Source organism: Bacillus cereus group sp. BfR-BA-01310, from assembly GCF_022664325.1.
Lineage (GTDB): Bacteria > Bacillota > Bacilli > Bacillales > Bacillaceae_G > Bacillus_A > Bacillus_A paramycoides.
The window spans coordinates 386214-405952 of sequence record NZ_JAKUHD010000001.1 but is presented as its reverse complement, the minus strand read 5'-3'; the positions used below and the strand labels follow the sequence as shown (position 1 = coordinate 405952).

Below are 19739 nucleotides of genomic sequence, written 5' to 3'. Positions count from 1 at the left end.
TATTTATGCTTTTAATTTCATTACTGTGTCGGCATCTGGCGTTACATATATTGTTTGTTGATTATCATATGTAACAAATCCCAGTTTTGCACCGCTCGGTTTTTTGACATGGCGTATTTTTGTGAAATCTACAGGAACAGAGCTAGAATCTTTTGCTTTACTGAAATAAGCGGCTATTTTAGCAGCTTCTAGTAAAGTTTCTTCAGCAGGCTCCAAAGAACGAATGACAACGTGAGACCCAGGTATGTCTTTCGTATGTAACCAAATCTCATCACGACGAGCGAATTTCGTTGTTAAATAATCATTTTGTTTATTATTTTTACCGACGAAAATTTCTGTGCCATCACTAGCCAAATATTTATCCAATATTGGTTTAGTTGGTTTTTTCTTTGCATTCTTCGTCTTACGACTACGCACATAACCTTCTTCAGCTAGTTCCTCACGAATTTCTTCAATGTCTTTTGAAGAAGCAGCTTCCATTTGTTGCAGTAAGCTATCAAAATAAAGAATTTCTTCATTTGTTTTTTCGATTTGTTCTTCTACAATAGCAACCGAATTTTTCGCTTTTTGGTACTTTTGGAAATAGCGCTGTGCATTTTCAGATGGTGTTTTTAAAGGATCTAATGTGATTTTTACAGTTCTACTATTTTCGTCGTAATAGTTAACAACTTCAATATCTTTATCCCCTTTTTTCAAAGCATACATATTGGCTGTAAGTAGCTCTCCAAATAATTGATATTTATCTGCTTTTCCAGCGTCTTGTAATGTTTTTTCTAGTTTAATTAGCTTCTTTTCATTTTTTGACTTTTCATTTTGCATAAATCGCTCTAAATCGTGAGCTTGTTGTTTTACACGATCGCGCTCTGCTTTACCAAAGAAGAAACGATCCAACAACTCACTAACAGACGAAAATGTTTTTTCATTTCCTTGCAAGTGAGAAAGAGGGAATAGGTAAAAGAACTCTTTTCCATTTGCAGTTATCATTGTTGGCACGTACTGATGCGTTAGTAGGGGTTTTTGCAAGATGAAGAAAGCTTCAGATAATGCTTCTTCATTTACCATACCTGCTTTTTTCACTACTTCTTTTGCAAAGAGTGGGGAAATCCCCATAAAAGCTCCGACAAGCTGTTTATCCATATTTCCAGATAAAAAGTCTAGTGGTCTAATAAAATCATCCGTATTTTCAATGTGCAGTGGGTTGATTTTATGTTGGGCTGGTGGTGCAACATATTCAGCTCCCGCATATACAGTTCGATGACGGTTTACGGCTAAAGAAACGTGTTTTAAGCTATCTAAAATAACATTTGTTTTCGTATCTACTAAGATAATGTTACTGTGTCGTCCCATTATTTCGATTACTAATGTTTTTAAAGATTCGTCTCCGATTTCATTACGACTGCGAACTGTAATTTGAATAATACGTTCCAAGTCAATTTGTTCAATTTTTTCAATAAACCCACCTTCTAAATGTTTGCGAAGAAGCATACAAAACATCGGCGGTATCGCTGGTGAATCATAGTTTTGATTCGTTAAGTGCATACGCGCATATGTAGGATGAGATGAAAGAATCAGCTTTTGGTTTTTTCCGTTTGCTCGAATATGTAATAAAATTTCATATTTTGAGGGTTGATATATTTTTGAAATTCTTCCTGTTTGAAGAGAATTTGCAATTTCATGTGTAATCGCTCTTGTGAATAATCCATCGAATGCCATGAATGAACACTCCTTTCTAACTAAAAGTTAATTATAGCATTTTTTTGGACGAGGCTGAATAAGCTTTCATTAGAGTATGTCTGGAATCAGGAGGTCGATGGCAGAATGAACTGGTATGAAATGCGTGCACATGAAGTGGAGGAAAGAACGAATACGAATGTGGAGGTAGGTCTTACAGAGCAAGAAGCAGAGGGGCGATTAAAGAAATTTGGTACAAATGAATTGGAAGAAGCAAAGCGCCCTTCTGCGCTTATGGTGTTTTTAGCGCAATTTAAAGATTTTATGGTGCTTGTTTTATTTGGTGCTACAATTATTTCGGCTTTTTTAGGAGAGTATATCGACTCTATTGCAATTGTTGCAATCGTTATTATTAATGGTATCCTAGGTTTCTTTCAAGAGAGGAAAGCTGAAAAATCGTTGGAAGCTTTAAAAGAATTGGCCGCTCCTCAAGTTACTGTACTAAGAAACGGAAAGTGGATAAAGGCACCGTCTAAAGCGCTTGTACTAGGTGATATTATTAAGTTTTCAAGTGGTGACCGTATTGGCGCGGATGTTCGACTTGTGGAATCCTCAAGTTTATATATTGAAGAGTCGGCTCTTACAGGAGAGTCAGTGCCTGTGCAAAAGAAGGTAGAGGCGTTACAAGGTCAAGATGTTTCAATTGGGGATCAAAAAAACATGGCATTTATGGGGACGATGATAACGAGAGGTGCTGGAACAGGAGTAGTCGTAGCAACTGGAATGAATACAGCTATGGGGCAAATTGCAAATATGTTGCAAAATGCTGAGCAAATGGAAACGCCATTACAAAGAAGATTAGAACAGCTTGGGAAAATTTTGATTATTGTCGCTCTTATTTTGACAGCTCTTGTTGTACTAGCCGGTGTATATCAAGGGAATGAAGTGTATCACATGTTTTTGGCTGGGGTTTCGCTCGCTGTTGCGGCTATTCCGGAAGGATTGCCAGCAATCGTTACGGTTGCGTTATCACTTGGCGTACAGCGCATGATTAAAAAGAAGGCGATTGTGCGAAAGTTGCCGGCTGTAGAAACATTAGGCTGCGCCTCTGTTATTTGCTCAGATAAAACAGGAACAATGACACAAAATAAAATGATGGTAACGCATATGTGGTCAGGTGGAGAATTGTGGAAGGTAACAGGTCAAGGTTATGAGCCAACAGGTTCGTTTATGAAGGGTGAAAAAGTAATTGACCCTGCTAAGACGAAATCACTTTATCAACTACTTACATTTGGCTGTTTATGTAATAATGCGAATGTTATTCAAAAGAAAAAGACGTATGTGTTAGATGGAGATCCAACAGAGGGAGCTCTCGTTGCAGCAGCAATGAAGGCGGGGATATCACGTGAAGCTCTTAAAGGAAAGTTTGAAGTCATTCGTGAATTTCCTTTTGATTCAACTAGAAAAATGATGAGCGTTATCGTTCGTGATCGTGAAGGCAAAAAATTTGTTATTACAAAAGGAGCACCAGATGTTCTTTTGCAAATGAGCCAAACAATTTTATGGGGAAATAAACAGCAGCCTTTAAGTGAACTGTACCGAAAAGAAGTACAGGCAGCGATTCATAGTTTGGGAAGTCAAGCTTTACGAACGATTGCGGTGGCATTTAAACCGTTAAAAATTACAGATTCAATTGAACATGAAAGAGAAGTCGAGCAGGATTTTATGCTTGTTGGAATACAAGGAATGATAGATCCGCCAAGACCAGAAGTTGCACGAGCGGTGAAAGAGTGTAAGGAAGCTGGTATTAGAACGGTAATGATTACGGGAGATCATAAAGTGACAGCAATGGCAATTGCGGAACAGTTAGGGGTTTTACCACCGGGTGGACGCGTTGTAGAAGGAGTAGAACTTGCGAATATGGATGTGGAGGCATTAGAAAATATTGTAGAAGATACGTATGTATTCGCTCGTGTGTCTCCTGAGCATAAATTGAAAATTGTTAAGGCATTGCAAAATAGGGGGCATATAGTAGCTATGACAGGTGATGGAGTGAACGATGCTCCAGCTATTAAAACAGCCGATATAGGGATTGCGATGGGGATTACAGGGACAGACGTTGCAAAAGAAGCTTCTTCACTTGTGTTGTTAGATGACAACTTCGCCACGATTAAATCGGCGATTAAAGAAGGTAGAAACATATATGAAAATATCCGGAAGTTTATTCGGTATTTGTTAGCATCTAATGTTGGTGAAATTTTAGTTATGTTATTTGCGATGTTACTTGCTTTGCCATTGCCGATGGTTCCGATTCAAATTTTGTGGGTGAACTTAGTTACTGATGGTTTACCAGCGATGGCATTAGGGTTGGATAAAGCTGAAGGAGATGTGATGAAGCGAACGCCACGCCATCCGAAAGAAGGGGTATTTGCTAGAGGGCTTGCGTGGAAAATTATAAGTCGTGGTTTTCTAATCGGAGCAGTGACATTAGTAGCGTTTATTATTGCATTTAACCAGCATCCGAACGAATTGAAGTATGCACAAACGGTAGCATTCGCAACATTAGTACTTGCTCAGCTTATTCATGTATTTGATTGTCGCAGTGAACATTCTATATTTCATCGCAACCCATTTGGAAATATATATTTAGTAGGAGCGGTTATTATTTCCTTATTGTTAATGCTTGTAGTTATCTATTATCCGCCATTACAACCGATTTTTAGCACATTGCCGATACAAGCACGAGATTGGTTGTTAATTGGAGGATTATCATCTATTCCGACATTCTTATTAGTAGGATCCTTATTAACAAGAAAAAAAGAGGAAAAGAAAAAACCACTGTTATATAAGAAGGGATTAAACTTGAAATAGTCAATAATATGAAAATGTGATATAATTTACAGAAGGTAGTAGAGTTGCATCTCTATTACCTTTTTCATTGAGTTATTTCATGGCTTGGATGTGATAAAGATGATTTGTAGTATGACAGGATTTGGAAGGTCGAAAGTAGAAAACGATACTTTTCAAATTACAGTAGAAATGAAGTCGGTGAACCATCGCTTTTTAGAAATGAGTATTCGACTTCCGAAGCAAATGATGGTGTTTGAAGATAAAATTCGTAAAATAATTGCAGAACAAGTTCGCCGTGGACGTATTGAAGTGTCTATTAGTATAACAGGTGAAGGGCTTGTTGAAAGAAAATTAAGTGTGAATTGGGAGCTTCTTGAACAGTACCAATCCATTATGGAAGATATAAAAGGAAAATTTCAATTACAAGATTCTATTACACTTCAACAATTAATGGGAATGCCAGAAGTAACGGCAATTGAAGAAATAGAAAATGTAAATGTACAATTTGAAAACAGTTTATATGAGGCTGTTCGCCAAGCTGCTCATATGTTGAAAACGATGAGAGAGGGCGAAGGAGAACGATTACATAAAGATATAGCGTATCGTTTGCAAGAGATTCACAATTGTGTAAATGCAATTATCCCACATGCGCCAATTGTTACACAAAAATATCGTGAACGATTAGAAAATCGCTTAAAAGAATTACATAATCAAGATTTAGATGAACAACGATTGCTAACAGAAGTGGCAATATTTGCAGAGCGTTCAGATATTCACGAAGAACTAGTACGCTTACAAAGTCATTTAGATCAATTTCGTGAAGCACTGCAAATTGAAGAGCCTGTTGGAAGGAAAATGGACTTCATCGTGCAAGAGATGCATAGAGAAGTTAATACGATTGGTTCTAAGGCAAATGACTTAACAATTTCAAAATATGTCGTAGAAATGAAAAATAACCTTGAAAAAATTCGTGAACAAGTACAAAATATTGAGTAGCTTTCAAAAAATATATAAAGTTATACGTGGTGGAGAAATCGGATAGACTTACTAGGAGGCGCAAACTATGGCCATGAGGTTTTTAAATATTGGATATGGAAACATTGTATCTGCTCATCGAATTATTGCTATTGTAAGTCCGGAGTCAGCTCCTATTAAACGAACAGTACAGGAAGCACGTGAACATAATGCTTTGCTTGATGCTACGTATGGGAGAAAAACAAGGGCGGTTATTGTTATGGATGATGGGCATATTGTATTAAGTCCAATTCAGCCAGAGACGATTGCACATCGTTTGAATAATAAAGAAGATTTAAGTGAGGAAGGGTAGGTTTTACATATTTATGAGAAGTAGAAGAGGATTGCTCATCGTTCTTTCAGGACCTTCTGGGGTCGGGAAAGGAACGGTTCGAAAAGAGCTGTTTAGCCATGAAGATACGCGTTTTCAGTACTCTATTTCAGTAACGACACGTAAACCGCGTGAAGGTGAAGTAGATGGTGTGGATTATTTCTTTAAAGAGAGAGAAGAATTTGAAGGAATGATTCGTAATGAGAGGTTACTTGAATGGGCTGAATTCGTTGGTAATTATTACGGAACACCAATTGATTATGTTGAAAAAACATTACAAGAAGGAAAAGATGTGTTCCTAGAAATTGAAGTGCAAGGAGCAATTCAAGTTAAAAAAGCCTTTCCTGAAGGTGTATTTATTTTCTTAGCACCTCCAAGTTTATCTGAACTAAAGAACCGAATTGTCGGTCGTGGTACAGAAACTGAAGATGTTATTGAAAATCGTTTAACGGTAGCGAAAGAAGAAATCGAAATGATGGACGCTTATGACTATGTAGTAGAAAACGATCAAGTTGAATTAGCTTGCGACAGAATTAAAGCAATTGTGGTTGGCGAACATTGCCGCCGCGAAAGAGTAGCAAAATATTATAAAGAAATGACGGAGGGTCTATAATTATGTTAAATCCATCAATTGATTCATTATTAACAAAAATCGATTCTAAATATACACTTGTAACAGTAGCTGCGAAGCGTGCTCGTGAAATGCAACTTGCTGACAACTGTGTTATTGAACAACCTGTTTCTCATAAATGTGTAGGTAAATCATTAGAAGAAATCGATGCAGAAGTATTAAAATATGTACCAAGCGAAGACAAAATAATTGATTAAGACCATCTTTTCGACAAATTAAAACATAGACATTATAATTTTCTATGTAACGGTAACAACCTATTTACAAGTAGGTTGTTATTTTTTTACGACAGAGCTGAAAAGAACTTGTATAAAGAAGAAACGAAATACTAGCACTGACGAGCTGAAAAAATTCCATTTCAGCAGAATAAGTTTGAAAAAGAAAGAGGACGAGTCATATGCTAAAAGGGAAAAAGATACTTCTATGTGTAACAGGAGGCATTGCGGTTTTTAAAGCAGCTGCGTTAACAAGTAAAATGACACAAGCGGGGGCACTTGTAAAAGTGATGATGAGTGAGTCAGCAATGAAGTTTGTTACTCCTCTTACATTTCAAGCGCTTTCTCGTCATGATGTATATACAGATACATTCGATGAGAAAGACTCGGCGGTTATCGCTCATATTGATTTAGCAGATTGGGCGGATGTTGTACTTGTTGCACCTGCTACAGCCAATTGTATTGGAAAGTTAGCTGGTGGTATTGCTGACGATATGATTACAACTACTTTGTTAGCTACTACAGCGCCAGTGTGGATTGCACCTGCTATGAACGTGCATATGTATGAAAATAAAATTGTTCAAAAAAATATGATGACGTTAAAAACTTTAGGATATACATTCATTGAGCCTGGGGAAGGTTTTTTAGCATGTGGTTATGTAGCAAAAGGAAGATTAGAAGAGCCTGAAACGATTATTGCGCGTTTAGAGGCATCTTTCTCAGAGAAAAAGCCATTGCAAGGAAAGCGAATATTAATAACAGCTGGACCGACACGTGAAAAGATTGATCCGGTTCGTTTTATGACGAATTTTTCTTCTGGAAAGATGGGATATGCAATTGCGGAAGTGGCAGCAAACTTAGGAGCTGAGGTTATACTTATTTCAGGACCGACATCGCTAACTCCACCACTACATGTAACAACTGTACAAGTGGAATCTGCACAAGATATGTTAGAAGCTGTACTTAAGTATTATTCCAATACGGATGTTGTTATTAAAACAGCTGCAGTTGCAGATTACCGCCCGAAATATGTTCATGATAATAAAATGAAAAAGAAGAATGGCGATGCTGTTATTGAATTAGAAAGAACAGTGGATATTTTAAAAACGTTAGGTGAGAAGAAGGACCAACAGTTACTTATTGGATTTGCAGCCGAAACGACAAACATAGAGGAGTACGCAACGAGAAAATTACGTGAGAAAAATGCAAATATGATTGTTGCGAATGATGTGAAAGCCCAAGGAGCTGGATTTGGTACAGATACAAATATTGTAACAATGTATAGAAAAGATGGAGAGATTATTGAGTTGCCACTTTTAACGAAGAAAGAAGTAGCTCGTGAAATATTAAAGCAAATTGAAATGATGTTAGAAGATGATCGTTTATGAAGTTTGCGAGTGTAATTGTTGATGTACCTGCACGTCAAACAGATCGACCGTTTGATTATATTATCCCTAAAAAATGGGAAGATATTGTGCAAACAGGAATGCGTGTAGTAGTCCCATTCGGCCCGAGGAAATTGCAAGGCTTTATTATTGGCATAAAGGATTCGGTTGACGTAGAAAGTAAAAAATTAAAGGTACTCTATGAAATACTAGATGTCACTCCAGTTTTAAATGAGGAGTTATTAAAGCTTGGGTATTGGCTTACAAGTGAAACGTTATGTTATATGATTTCAGCTTTTCAAGTGATGCTGCCGACAGCGATAAAAGCAACGTATAAAAAGCGTCTGCAGCTTCGTAAACAAGAAGAAGTTACGCCAGAAATTCTTTGTTTATTTCAGGGGAAGGAAACGATAGATTGGGAAGCTATCGAGGCGCAGCCACACCTATATCGCACTATTCAACAAGAAATTAAAAATGGTACGATTGAAGTAGTTTATCAAGTAAAGGATAAAGTACAAAAGAAGAAACAAAGAGTAGTTCAACCAGAATTGCCGGAAGATAAACTAGAATTAGCGGCGTTTGAACTGAAAAGTAAAAAACAACAAGATGTACTTTATTATTTTGTAGAAAATTACAAAAGTGTACCGTTAAAAATTTTAACAGAAGAATTACAAATAACAGATGCTCCAATAAAAGCACTTGTTAAAAAAGGTCTAATCTCAGAAAAGTATGTAGAAGTATACCGGAATCCATATGACGATGATGATTTTGAACAAACGAAACCATTCCCGCTTACTGAGGAACAAAAGCAAGTAATTACACCGATTTTGTCATCGATTACAAATGAAACGTACAATCCATTTTTACTATATGGTGTTACAGGAAGTGGTAAGACAGAAGTGTATTTACAATCTATAGCAGCGGTGTTGAAGAAAGGAAAAGAAGCGATTGTGCTTGTTCCAGAAATCGCGTTAACGCCCCAGATGGTAGATCGCTTCAAAGGTAGGTTCGGTTCGCAAGTTGCGGTTCTTCATAGTGCGCTTTCTGTCGGAGAAAAATATGATGAATGGCGAAAGATTTTAAGAAAAGAAGTGAAAGTTGTAGTTGGTGCGCGTTCAGCTATTTTTGCTCCATTTGAAAATTTAGGGATCATTATTATTGATGAAGAGCACGAATCGAGTTATAAGCAAGAAGATAATCCGAAGTATCATGCAAGAGATGTAGCAGTGTGGAGAGGGCAATATCATAAGTGTCCAATCGTTCTAGGAAGTGCAACGCCGACACTTGAATCGTTTGCTAGAGCAAAAAAAGGTGTCTATGGGTTGCTTACAATGGAAAAACGTATGAATGAACAAGCTTTGCCGACGGTAGAAATTGTTGATATGCGGGAAGAGCTTCGTGATGGAAATCGCTCAATGTTTTCAAAGGCACTGCATGAAAAAATAGCAGATCGATTAGAAAAGAAAGAACAAATGGTTCTCTTTTTAAATAGAAGGGGTCATTCTACGTTTGTGATGTGCCGTGATTGTGGGTATGTCGTACAATGTCCGCATTGTGATATTTCGCTGACATATCACAAAATGAACCATCGTTTAAAATGTCATTATTGTAGTTATGAAGAAAATATGCCAACAGAGTGTCCTGCTTGTAATAGTACTTATATTCGTTTCTTTGGTACAGGGACGCAAAAGGTTGAAGAAGAAATCACAAAACTATTTCCAGAAGCGCGAGTCATTCGAATGGATGTGGATACAACAAGCCGCAAAGGAATGCATGAAAAATTATTAAAGGCATTTGGTGAAGAGAAAGCAGATATATTACTTGGAACACAAATGATTGCAAAAGGACTTGATTTTCCGAAGGTGACGCTTGTTGGTGTTTTAACGGCGGATACGATGCTTCACCTACCTGATTTTCGGGCGAGTGAAAAGACCTATCAGCTATTGACGCAAGTGAGTGGACGTGCAGGAAGACATGAATTGCCAGGGGAAGTTGTAATTCAAACGTATACGCCGGAACATTACAGTGTAGAATTAGCAAAGAATCAACACTATGATGTATTTTTTGAACAAGAAATGCAAATGAGGCGAATGAGGCAATATCCGCCATATTACTATGTTGTACTTGTCACTGTATCTCATCCAGAATTATTAAAGGCAGTCCAAGTGACGGAAAAAATTGTCGGTCATTTACGAATGCATTGTTCACAGCAAACGATGGTATTAGGGCCAGTTGCTTCAGCAATTCCAAGGATAAAAGATAGATATCGTTACCAATGCATGATAAAATACAAACGGGAACCAAACTTAAAGAACGTGCTCAAAATGGTAAATGAACATTATCAAGCAGAAATGCAAAAAGAGCTACAAATCTCAATTGATTTTAATCCAACAATGTTAATGTAGCGGAGGGAAATATGGCAGTTTTAGAAATTGTAAAGCATCCAAATGAAGTGTTAGAAACACCATGCGAAAGAGTAATTAACTTTGATAAAAAGTTAGTGAAATTGTTAAAAGATATGCATGAAACAATGTTAATTGCAGACGGCGTTGGTTTAGCTGCGCCACAAGTAGGTGTAAGCTTACAAGTAGCTGTTGTTGATATCGGTGATGATACGGGGAAAATCGAATTAATTAATCCGGTTATTTTAGAAAAACGTGGTGAACAAGTAGGTCCCGAAGGCTGCTTAAGCTTTCCGGGACTTTATGGTGAAGTGGAGCGTGCAGATTATATTAAAGTGCGTGCGCAAAATCGCCGCGGGAAAATATTCTTATTAGAAGCGAAAGACTTCTTGGCGCGTGCAATTCAGCATGAAATCGATCATTTACATGGTGTTTTATTCACATCTAAAGTGACGAGATATTATGAAGAAAACGAATTAGAATAGGTGTTAAAAGGAGCGGTTTTTGAATGATAAAAGTAGTATTTATGGGAACACCGGACTTTTCTGTGCCGGTGCTTCGTCGTCTTATCGAGGATGGATATGACGTAGTGGGTGTTGTAACGCAACCAGATCGTCCAGTAGGTAGAAAAAAGGTTTTAACACCTACGCCTGTTAAAGTAGAAGCGGAGAAGCATGGTATTCCGGTGTTACAGCCACTGAAAATTCGTGAAAAAGACGAATATGAAAAAGTATTAGCGTTAGAGCCGGATTTAATCGTAACAGCTGCGTTCGGTCAGATTGTACCGAATGAAATTTTAGAAGCGCCAAAGTACGGATGTATTAATGTCCATGCTTCATTACTTCCAGAACTTCGCGGTGGTGCACCGATTCACTATGCAATCATGGAAGGTAAAGAGAAAACAGGTATTACAATTATGTATATGGTAGAAAAATTAGATGCTGGTGATATTTTAACGCAAGTAGAAGTAGAAATTGAAGAGCGTGAAACAACAGGTTCATTATTTGATAAGTTAAGCGAAGCGGGAGCGCACCTTTTATCTAAAACGGTTCCTTTACTAATTCAGGGTAAACTAGAACCAATTAAACAAAATGAAGATGAAGTGACGTTCGCATATAATATAAAACGTGAGCAAGAGAAAATTGATTGGACAAAAACAGGTGAAGAAGTATACAATCACATTCGCGGATTGAATCCATGGCCAGTTGCTTATACGACTTTAGCAGGACAAGTTATTAAAGTATGGTGGGGAGAGAAGGTCTCTATGGCAGAGCAAGCTGAACCAGGTACAGTAGTAGCTCATGAAGAAGATGGATTTGTTGTTGCAACAGGGAATGAGACAGGTATTAAAATTACTGAATTGCAACCGTCTGGTAAAAAACGTATGAGTTGTTCACAATTTTTACGTGGAACAAAACCTGAAATTGGTACGAAGTTAGGAGAAAATGCATGAGACAAAATGTTCGTGAGTTAGCTCTTGATGGTTTAATTCAAGTAGAAAAAAGTGGTGCATATAGTAACTTACTTTTAAATAATTTGATTGAAAAAAGTACAATTGACAGAAAAGATATTGGTTTATTAACTGAAATTGTATATGGAACGATTCAACGTCGTGACACACTAGATTTTTACTTACAACCATTTTTAAGAAAAAAAGTTGAGGCATGGGTAAGAGTATTACTGCGCCTATCTCTATATCAAATGTTATATTTAGACCGAGTTCCAGAAAGAGCTGCTATTCATGAAGCGGTTGAGATTGCAAAGCGTCGTGGGCATAAGGGGATTTCAGGCATGGTGAACGGAGTATTGCGTTCAATTCAGCGAGAAGGTGTACCTTCGTTAGAAGAAATCGAAAATCCAGTAGAGCGTCTTGCAATTGCAACGAGTCATCCAATGTGGCTTGTACAAGAATGGGCATCTGAATATGGTTTAGAGACAGCAGAGAAAATGTGTGAAGTAAATATGTTGCCACCTGTACCAACAGCACGTGTAAATGTTGATAAAGTAACGGTAGAAGAAGCGGTTGCGTTATTAGCTGATGAGGGTATAGAAGCAAAACGCGGCGAATTGTCAGAGGATGCAATTCAAATTGAAAGAGGAAATGTCGCACATACAGAAGCGTTCAAAAAAGGTTTCCTTTCTATTCAAGATGAAAGCTCAATGCTTGTAGCACGCGCTTTAGAACCGAATAAAGGAGATGCAGTTCTAGATAGTTGTGCTGCTCCTGGCGGAAAAACAACTCATATTGCAGAGCGTTTGGACGGAACTGGTAAGGTAATGTCGCTTGATTTACACGCACATAAAGTACGTTTAATTGAACAACAGGCGAAGAGACTGGGTTTAGAAAATGTAGAAACGATGGCTTTAGATGCTAGAAAAGTTCAAGAGCATTTTGCAAATGAATCTTTTGACAAAATATTAGTAGATGCACCATGTTCTGGGTTTGGTGTTATTAGACGTAAACCTGATATTAAGTTAGGTAAAGATAAGGGCGATAGTGAACGATTATCAACGATTCAACTTGCGATACTAGAAAAAATAGCACCATTGTTAAAACAAGGTGGTCGCCTTGTTTATAGTACGTGCACAATTGAAAAAATAGAAAATGAACAAGTAATAAAGCAATTTTTACAAGAGCATCCTGAATTTGAGTGGGATACTACGATAAAAGAGCGTATGCCAGAAAAGTTAAATCCGTATATTGATGAGGGTCAAGTACGAATTTTACCACATTATTTTGCAACAGATGGCTTTTATATTGCTTGTTTAAGAAAGAAGGTGTAGCATCATGGAAACGACTGTAAAAAAACAAAAGAAAAATCTAGAGACAAAGAAACCATCAATTTATTCTTTACAACTTCATGAAATGCAAGATTGGTTAAAGGAACAAGGAGAACCTAAGTTCCGTGCAGGACAAATTTTTGATTGGCTATATAAAAAACGTGTAAAAAATTATGAGGATATGTCAAACCTTGCTAAAGGATTGCGCGATAAATTGTCGAATTCCTTTGATATTACTACTTTAAACACTTTAGTAAAACAAACGTCTTCGGATGGAACGATTAAATTCCTATTCCAGTTATACGATGGGTACTCTATTGAAACGGTACTAATGCGACATGAATATGGAAATTCCATTTGTGTAACAACACAGGTGGGTTGCCGCATTGGCTGTACGTTCTGTGCTTCTACACTCGGTGGGTTAAAACGAAACCTAGAAGCTGGAGAAATTGTAGCGCAAGTAGTAGAAGTTCAGCGTGCGCTTGATGAAACAGAAGAACGTGTAAGTTCGCTTGTTGTTATGGGAATTGGAGAACCATTTGATAATTATGACAACTTAATGTCATTCTTACGCATTGTAAATCATGAAAAAGGAATTCATATTGGTGCAAGACATATGACAGTTTCAACAAGTGGAATTGTTCCGAAAATTTATAAGTTCGCTGAAGAAGATATGCAAATCAATTTTGCGATTTCATTGCATGCTGCAAATACAGAGTTACGTTCAAAATTAATGCCGATTAACCGTGCTTATAAGCTACCTGATTTAATGGAAGCTGTTAAATACTATGTAAATAGAACAGGGCGTCGTATTACATTTGAATATGGCTTATTTGGAGGAGAAAATGACCAAGTTGAGCACGCTGAAGAACTTGCTGCGCTCTTAAAAGGTGTAAAATGTCATGTAAACTTAATTCCGGTAAACTACGTGCCAGAACGTGATTATGTACGTACGCCACGAGAGCAAATTTTCTTATTTGAAAAGACGCTAAAAGATCGTGGAGTGAATGTAACAATTCGCCGTGAACAAGGTCATGATATTGATGCAGCCTGCGGTCAGTTGCGTGCAAAGGAGCGCAAAGAAGAGACGAGGTGACGAGATGAAAGCCGTGTTTCTATCGGATAAAGGGAAAGTTCGTCAACATAATGAAGATAGTGCAGGAGTTTTTCACAATTTAGATGGAAATATTTTAGCGGTAGTAGCAGATGGAATGGGAGGTCATCGAGCTGGCGATGTAGCTAGCTCGATGGCTATTCAATTATTCCATGATTATTGGAAGCAAACGCATAATATGAATGAGCCTAAAAAGATAGAAAAGTGGTTACATACTAACGTTGGAATTATTAATGAGCGTATATATGCTTACTCTAAGCAGCATGTAGAATGTAATGGCATGGGAACAACGGTTATCGTAGCGATTTGTACACCTAGTTTTGTAACAATAGGTCATATAGGAGATAGTCGTTGTTATATGGTATCAGAGGGAGAAATATCGCTTGTAACGGAAGATCACTCACTTGTAAATGAACTTGTTAGGCACGGTGAAATTTCAAAAGAAGATGCAGAATATCACCCGAAAAAGAATGTTCTGTTAAGAGCGTTAGGAACAGAAGAAAAAGTCGGACTAGATGTTAAAACATTGGTGCTCGAAGAAGACGATCAATTGCTTCTTTGCTCTGATGGATTGTCTAACAAAGTCCCTATGGCTGATATGCAACAAATTTTACAATTGAATGAACAGCTCGGGGCGAAGGGAGAGCATCTCATTCAATTAGCAAATGATCGTGGTGGAGAAGATAATATCACCCTCGTTATTATTGATTATGCGGATTCGACAAACGAAAGTAGGTGAAGTGCAACGTGCTGATTGGAAAACGCTTAAATGACCGTTATAAGCTGCTGGAAATGATTGGCGGTGGAGGAATGGCCAATGTATATTTAGCTCATGATGATATACTCGGTCGAGATGTAGCGGTAAAAATATTAAGACTCGACTATTCAAATAATGAAGAGTTTATTAAACGTTTCCATCGAGAAGCGCAATCTGTTACAACGTTGTCGCATCCAAATATTGTGAATATGTATGATGTTGGGGAAGAGGATGGTATATATTATCTTGTAATGGAATATGTACCTGGACGAACATTGAAGCAATACATAATTGATCGAGGGATGTTACCGATAGGAGAAGCTCTTGATATAATGGAGCAGTTAACGTCCGCCATGGCACACGCCCATCATTTTGAGATTGTGCATCGCGATATTAAACCGCACAATATTTTGATCCGAGATGATGGAGTGATAAAAGTCACAGACTTTGGAATTGCGACAGCTACAAGTGCAGCAACGATTACACATACAAATTCGGTGCTCGGTTCGGTGCATTATTTATCACCAGAACAAGCGCGCGGCGGTATAGCGAATAAACAATCAGATATTTATTCACTTGGGATTGTTATGTTTGAATTGTTAACAGGAAGACAACCGTTTTCTGGTGAATCTGCTGTTGCAATTGCGTTAAAACATTTACAAAATGAAATGCCATCTCCAAAAAGATGGAATGAAAATATTCCACAAAGTGTTGAAAATATTATATTAAAGGCAACTGCGAAAGATCCGTTTCATCGATATCAATCTGCTAACGCGATGAAACGAGATATTGAAACAGCACTATACCCAGAACGAATAAATGAACAACCATTTTACATACCAGAAGATATGGAAGCGACGAAAGCGATTCCAATTATTCAACAAGAACAACTATTTCAAAATGTAAGTGATGAAACGATTGTATTAAAAGGAAGTAAAATGGATGAACAAGTAAGAAAAGAAGAGACCGAATCAGGTAAGAAGAAAAAACGAAGTAATAAATGGCTGAAAGTTTTAATTACAACATTTTTACTTTTAGCGATAGGGATAACCTTAGCACTTACTGTTATTCCAGGCTTCTTTATTCCGAAAGATGTGAAAGTTCCTGATGTGGCTGGTATGAAATATACGACAGCTGTAAATACATTAGTTGAAAAAGGGTTTGAAGTTACTGAACCTAATCTTGTATATACAGATGATGTTGAAGCCGGAAAAGTGATAAAAACAGATCCTATAGCAGGAAGAGTAGTGAAAGAAAACTCTAAAATTACTATCTATCAATCAGGTGGGAAAAAGAAAAGTAAGATGCGTGATTTGACAGGAAAAGATTTTGAGAGTATAAGAGCTGAGTTAGAAGAAAAATATAAACAAGTTACAATAAATTATATTGAAAATGATAAGCCGAAAGGTGAAATTGTAGAGCAAATACCAACGCCTGATCAAATGGTTATAGAGGCGGAACAAGAACTGAAAATTTGGGTAAGTAAAGGACCTTATCAAATAAGACCAGGTGATTTTTCAGGATGGACTGAAAATAGCGTGAAAGGTTATTTAAATGAAAGAAAGCTTGTTTCTGATATAAAAAGGGAATATTCGGATACAATTGATAAAGGCCTTGTTATTTCGCAATTTCCAAAGCCTGGCACACCTTTAAAAGAAGGAGATAAAGTAACGGTTATTATCTCCGATGGTCCGAAGCCTAAAGTGACGAAAACGGTAAAAGTGGATAACATTTCTATCCCATATGAAGTTTCTGCAACAGGTGAGAAAAAGCCGCAAACAATAGAAATTTATAAAGAAGATATGCAGCAAAAAATGGATAAACCAGTTGAAACGAGAACAATTACTGAGTCAGCGACTATTTCTTTAGAATTTGTAATTCAAGAAGGTGCAAAGGGACACTATAAAATTGTTCGGGATGGAGTAACGATTATCGACAAAGAAGTACCATATCCAGCTCAATAATAGTGAATTCCAATTTCTTCTTATAGAGAATGGGATGTATTACTCTTGCCTGTTATGCTGTCTACATAGTGGACGGTATAACAGGCAAAAATATATGATTCAAAAAGCTGTAAAAGTGATACTGTTGTAAATAATATTTCAAATTTGATGGTAGATTAAATATATGAACCTGGATATATATTTGGTGGGCTTTGAAATAATTGTTTAAAGAACTCTAGTCTATTCATATTTAATTGCAGTTTCATTTTATACAAAATAAAGGAGAATTATATGCCAGAAGGAAAAATTGTAAAAGCTCTAAGTGGGTTTTATTATGTGCAGAATGAGGAAGGGATTACACAATGTCGCGGGCGTGGTGTATTTAGAAAGAATAAAATTACGCCACTTGTAGGAGACCAAGTTGTTTTTCAAGCGGATAATCCGAATGAAGGTTATGTGTTAGAAGTATTTGATCGGAAAAATGAACTTGTTAGACCTCCTATTGCTAATGTTGATCAAGCTATTCTTGTTTTCTCTGCAGTAGAACCAGATTTTAATCCAGGACTGTTAGATCGATTTTTAGTATTGATTGAATATCATAACATTAAACCGATTATTTGCATTAGTAAGATGGATTTAGTAGATGAAAAAATGAGAGAGACTGTTGAATCTTATGCAAATGATTATCGTGAAATGGGTTATGATGTCTTGTTTACTTCTATAAATACATCGGAAAGTATCGACATTTTGAAACCATTCTTAGAAGGCTGTATTTCTGTCGTTGCAGGCCAATCTGGTGTTGGGAAATCTTCAATGCTAAACGTATTACGCCCAGATTTAGAATTGAAAACAAATGATATTTCTTCACATTTAGGGCGTGGAAAGCATACGACAAGACACGTGGAATTAATTACAGTTGGAAGCGGACTAGTTGCGGATACACCTGGTTTTAGTTCACTGGATTTCATAGATATAGAAGTAGAAGATCTTACATATTGTTTTCCAGAGTTGAAAGAAGCGAGCCAATACTGTAAATTTAGAGGGTGTACACACCTTGTTGAACCGAAATGCGCGGTGAAAGCTGCGGTTGAAGAAGGAAAGATTACCGAATATCGTTATAAGAATTACAAACAATTCGTAGAAGAAATTAGAGAGAGAAAGCCGAGGTATTAGTCATGATTAAAATTGCACCATCGATTTTATCAGCAGATTTTTCAAGATTAGGGGAAGAGATTAAAGATGTAGAAAAAGGCGGAGCTGACTACATTCACGTCGATGTAATGGATGGACATTTCGTACCAAATATTACGATTGGACCATTAATTGTAGAAGCAATCCGTCCGATTACATCATTACCGTTAGATGTACATTTAATGATTGAAAATCCTGATAACTATATCCCAACTTTCGCAAAAGCGGGAGCTGATATTATTACTGTCCATGTAGAAGCTTGTCCACATCTACATCGTACAATTCAGTTAATTAAATCTCATGACATTAAAGCGGGAGTTGTATTAAATCCACATACTCCAGTTTCAACGATTGAGCATGTATTAGAAGATATAGACATGGTATTACTTATGACAGTAAATCCTGGATTTGGCGGACAGAAGTTTATTCATTCTGTATTACCGAAAATCAAACAAGTTGCAGAAATGGTTAAAGAGCGAAATCTACAAGTGGAAATTGAAGTTGATGGTGGTGTCAACGCTGAAACGGCAAGACTTTGTATTGAAGCAGGGGCGAATGTTCTTGTAGCGGGATCAGCAGTATACAATCAAAAAGACCGCGGTGAAGCAATTCGTGTAATTCGCGGATAAAGAATGAACGAACCTTTATCCTAGTGAAGCTTCTAGTTCATTAAGACTTCACTATTTATACATGTTAGAGTGGCAAATAAGGAGAAAGGCAATCTACCGAATGGCAGATTGCCTTTTTACAATAGAAGGGGAAGGAAAAATGATTATTCATATTTTAGCGGGAGGACCTGCAGAATACTGCGCAGATTTTTCTCGGTATGAAAATGAAGAAGTAGTTTGGGCGGCCGTTGATAGAGGAGTGTACCGTTTGTTGAAAAGAGGAATCACTCCGGCTGTTGCGTTTGGGGATTATGATTCAGTTACTGATGAGGAATTAGCATGGATGGGACAGCAGACAAATGAATTACATATTGTCCCGCGAGAAAAAGATCAAACAGATTTAGAAATTGCAATTAGCTGGGCTTTAGAACAGAAACCAAAATTAATTCGTATTTTTGGTGCTACTGGTGGAAGACTTGATCACGGTTTAGCAAATATTCAGATGCTTTTAAAGGGATTAGAAGTAAATATAGAAATGTGTATTGTGGACAATAAAAATGAAATAATGGTGAAAAAGCTTGGTACGTATATAATTGAAGGAAATGAACATTTTCCATACGTATCATTTGTACCAGTTACTGAAAGGGTGGAAGGCATTACACTTCACGGTTTTAAGTACCCTCTTACTAATAAAACAATAGAGTGGGGATCGACACTTTGTATTAGTAATGAACTCATTAATGAAAAAGGTACTTTTTCATTTACTTCTGGCATATTAATGATGATAAGAAGCACTGATTGAAGAAACAATTTTGCTCCTTGCATCATATAGTGAACAAGTGGAGT

At 37.1% G+C, this 19739-nt stretch carries 17 protein-coding genes; 16 read left to right on the top strand and 1 reads right to left on the bottom strand.

The genetic code is table 11. The features are described from left to right. Positions 1-3: 3 nt before the first annotated feature. Positions 4-1713: an Rqc2 family fibronectin-binding protein gene (locus MR109_RS02010; protein WP_242270776.1), complete on the bottom strand. Its 1710-nt coding sequence runs from the start codon at positions 1711-1713 to the stop codon at positions 4-6. Positions 1714-1818: 105 nt separating this feature from the next. On the opposite strand from MR109_RS02010, the gene MR109_RS02005 reads away from it, so the two are divergent. From MR109_RS02005 to MR109_RS01930, 16 genes are all read left to right on the top strand, one after another. Then, positions 1819-4542, top strand: coding sequence for a calcium-translocating P-type ATPase, SERCA-type (locus MR109_RS02005; protein WP_048373955.1), 2724 nt, complete (start codon positions 1819-1821; stop codon positions 4540-4542). 99 nt (positions 4543-4641) lie between these two features. After that, positions 4642-5517: a YicC/YloC family endoribonuclease gene (locus MR109_RS02000; RefSeq protein WP_002173129.1), complete on the top strand. Its 876-nt coding sequence runs from the start codon at positions 4642-4644 to the stop codon at positions 5515-5517. Between the two features lie 67 nt (positions 5518-5584). Further along, the gene (gene remA, locus MR109_RS01995) at positions 5585-5848 is read left to right on the top strand and encodes an extracellular matrix/biofilm regulator RemA (protein WP_002173128.1); all 264 of its coding nucleotides are present in this window, start codon (positions 5585-5587) and stop codon (positions 5846-5848) included. 13 nt (positions 5849-5861) lie between these two features. After that, positions 5862-6479, top strand: coding sequence for a guanylate kinase (gene gmk, locus MR109_RS01990; RefSeq protein ID WP_242270774.1), 618 nt, complete (start codon positions 5862-5864; stop codon positions 6477-6479). A 2-nt stretch (positions 6480-6481) separates the two neighbouring features. Then, positions 6482-6694, top strand: a complete 213-nt coding sequence (gene rpoZ / locus MR109_RS01985) for a DNA-directed RNA polymerase subunit omega (RefSeq protein ID WP_000933964.1) — start codon at positions 6482-6484, stop codon at positions 6692-6694. A gap of 200 nt (positions 6695-6894) precedes the next feature. Then, positions 6895-8100: a bifunctional phosphopantothenoylcysteine decarboxylase/phosphopantothenate--cysteine ligase CoaBC gene (coaBC, locus tag MR109_RS01980; protein ID WP_002173126.1), complete on the top strand. Its 1206-nt coding sequence runs from the start codon at positions 6895-6897 to the stop codon at positions 8098-8100. Continuing rightward, positions 8097-10502 (top strand): primosomal protein N', encoded by a 2406-nt coding sequence (priA, locus tag MR109_RS01975; protein WP_242270771.1) that lies wholly within the window; start codon positions 8097-8099, stop codon positions 10500-10502. Before coaBC ends, priA begins: the two co-directional genes overlap by 4 nt. 11 nt (positions 10503-10513) lie before the next feature. Beyond that, positions 10514-10984 carry a peptide deformylase gene (def, locus tag MR109_RS01970; RefSeq protein ID WP_002173124.1) on the top strand — a complete coding sequence of 157 codons (471 nt, stop codon included), beginning with the start codon at positions 10514-10516 and terminating at the stop codon, positions 10982-10984. A gap of 23 nt (positions 10985-11007) precedes the next feature. Beyond that, positions 11008-11952 carry a methionyl-tRNA formyltransferase gene (gene fmt / locus MR109_RS01965; protein WP_242270769.1) on the top strand — a complete coding sequence of 315 codons (945 nt, stop codon included), beginning with the start codon at positions 11008-11010 and terminating at the stop codon, positions 11950-11952. Beyond that, positions 11949-13283: a 16S rRNA (cytosine(967)-C(5))-methyltransferase RsmB gene (gene rsmB, locus MR109_RS01960; RefSeq protein ID WP_242270767.1), complete on the top strand. Its 1335-nt coding sequence runs from the start codon at positions 11949-11951 to the stop codon at positions 13281-13283. The genes fmt and rsmB overlap by 4 nt, the downstream gene beginning before the upstream one ends. A 4-nt stretch (positions 13284-13287) precedes the next feature. Continuing rightward, positions 13288-14376 carry a dual-specificity RNA methyltransferase RlmN gene (gene rlmN, locus MR109_RS01955; RefSeq protein WP_002173121.1) on the top strand — a complete coding sequence of 363 codons (1089 nt, stop codon included), beginning with the start codon at positions 13288-13290 and terminating at the stop codon, positions 14374-14376. Between the two features lie 4 nt (positions 14377-14380). Continuing rightward, positions 14381-15133 carry a Stp1/IreP family PP2C-type Ser/Thr phosphatase gene (locus MR109_RS01950; protein ID WP_242270765.1) on the top strand — a complete coding sequence of 251 codons (753 nt, stop codon included), beginning with the start codon at positions 14381-14383 and terminating at the stop codon, positions 15131-15133. 8 nt (positions 15134-15141) lie between these two features. Further along, a complete protein-coding gene (pknB, locus tag MR109_RS01945) occupies positions 15142-17115 on the top strand; it encodes a Stk1 family PASTA domain-containing Ser/Thr kinase (protein ID WP_242270763.1) in 1974 nt (657 codons plus the stop codon). 270 nt (positions 17116-17385) lie between these two features. Next, positions 17386-18267, top strand: a complete 882-nt coding sequence (rsgA, locus tag MR109_RS01940; protein WP_098473411.1) for a ribosome small subunit-dependent GTPase A — start codon at positions 17386-17388, stop codon at positions 18265-18267. Positions 18268-18269: 2 nt separating this feature from the next. After that, positions 18270-18914: a ribulose-phosphate 3-epimerase gene (gene rpe / locus MR109_RS01935; RefSeq protein WP_002111395.1), complete on the top strand. Its 645-nt coding sequence runs from the start codon at positions 18270-18272 to the stop codon at positions 18912-18914. A gap of 100 nt (positions 18915-19014) precedes the next feature. After that, positions 19015-19695: a thiamine diphosphokinase gene (locus MR109_RS01930; protein WP_242270761.1), complete on the top strand. Its 681-nt coding sequence runs from the start codon at positions 19015-19017 to the stop codon at positions 19693-19695. Positions 19696-19739 lie beyond the last annotated feature (44 nt).

Excerpts from the sequence above, each read along its gene's own strand:
- MR109_RS02010 (WP_242270776.1), bottom strand. The coding sequence starts at position 1,713 with ATGGCATTCGATGGATTATTCACAAGAGCGATTACACATGAAATTGCA.
- MR109_RS02005 (WP_048373955.1), top strand. The coding sequence starts at position 1,819 with ATGAACTGGTATGAAATGCGTGCACATGAAGTGGAGGAAAGAACGAAT.
- MR109_RS02000 (WP_002173129.1), top strand. The coding sequence starts at position 4,642 with ATGATTTGTAGTATGACAGGATTTGGAAGGTCGAAAGTAGAAAACGAT.
- remA (WP_002173128.1), top strand. The coding sequence starts at position 5,585 with ATGGCCATGAGGTTTTTAAATATTGGATATGGAAACATTGTATCTGCT.
- gmk (WP_242270774.1), top strand. The coding sequence starts at position 5,862 with ATGAGAAGTAGAAGAGGATTGCTCATCGTTCTTTCAGGACCTTCTGGG.
- rpoZ (WP_000933964.1), top strand. The coding sequence starts at position 6,482 with ATGTTAAATCCATCAATTGATTCATTATTAACAAAAATCGATTCTAAA.
- coaBC (WP_002173126.1), top strand. The coding sequence starts at position 6,895 with ATGCTAAAAGGGAAAAAGATACTTCTATGTGTAACAGGAGGCATTGCG.
- priA (WP_242270771.1), top strand. The coding sequence starts at position 8,097 with ATGAAGTTTGCGAGTGTAATTGTTGATGTACCTGCACGTCAAACAGAT.
- def (WP_002173124.1), top strand. The coding sequence starts at position 10,514 with ATGGCAGTTTTAGAAATTGTAAAGCATCCAAATGAAGTGTTAGAAACA.
- fmt (WP_242270769.1), top strand. The coding sequence starts at position 11,008 with ATGATAAAAGTAGTATTTATGGGAACACCGGACTTTTCTGTGCCGGTG.
- rsmB (WP_242270767.1), top strand. The coding sequence starts at position 11,949 with ATGAGACAAAATGTTCGTGAGTTAGCTCTTGATGGTTTAATTCAAGTA.
- rlmN (WP_002173121.1), top strand. The coding sequence starts at position 13,288 with ATGGAAACGACTGTAAAAAAACAAAAGAAAAATCTAGAGACAAAGAAA.
- MR109_RS01950 (WP_242270765.1), top strand. The coding sequence starts at position 14,381 with ATGAAAGCCGTGTTTCTATCGGATAAAGGGAAAGTTCGTCAACATAAT.
- rsgA (WP_098473411.1), top strand. The coding sequence starts at position 17,386 with ATGCCAGAAGGAAAAATTGTAAAAGCTCTAAGTGGGTTTTATTATGTG.
- rpe (WP_002111395.1), top strand. The coding sequence starts at position 18,270 with ATGATTAAAATTGCACCATCGATTTTATCAGCAGATTTTTCAAGATTA.
- MR109_RS01930 (WP_242270761.1), top strand. The coding sequence starts at position 19,015 with ATGGCAGATTGCCTTTTTACAATAGAAGGGGAAGGAAAAATGATTATT.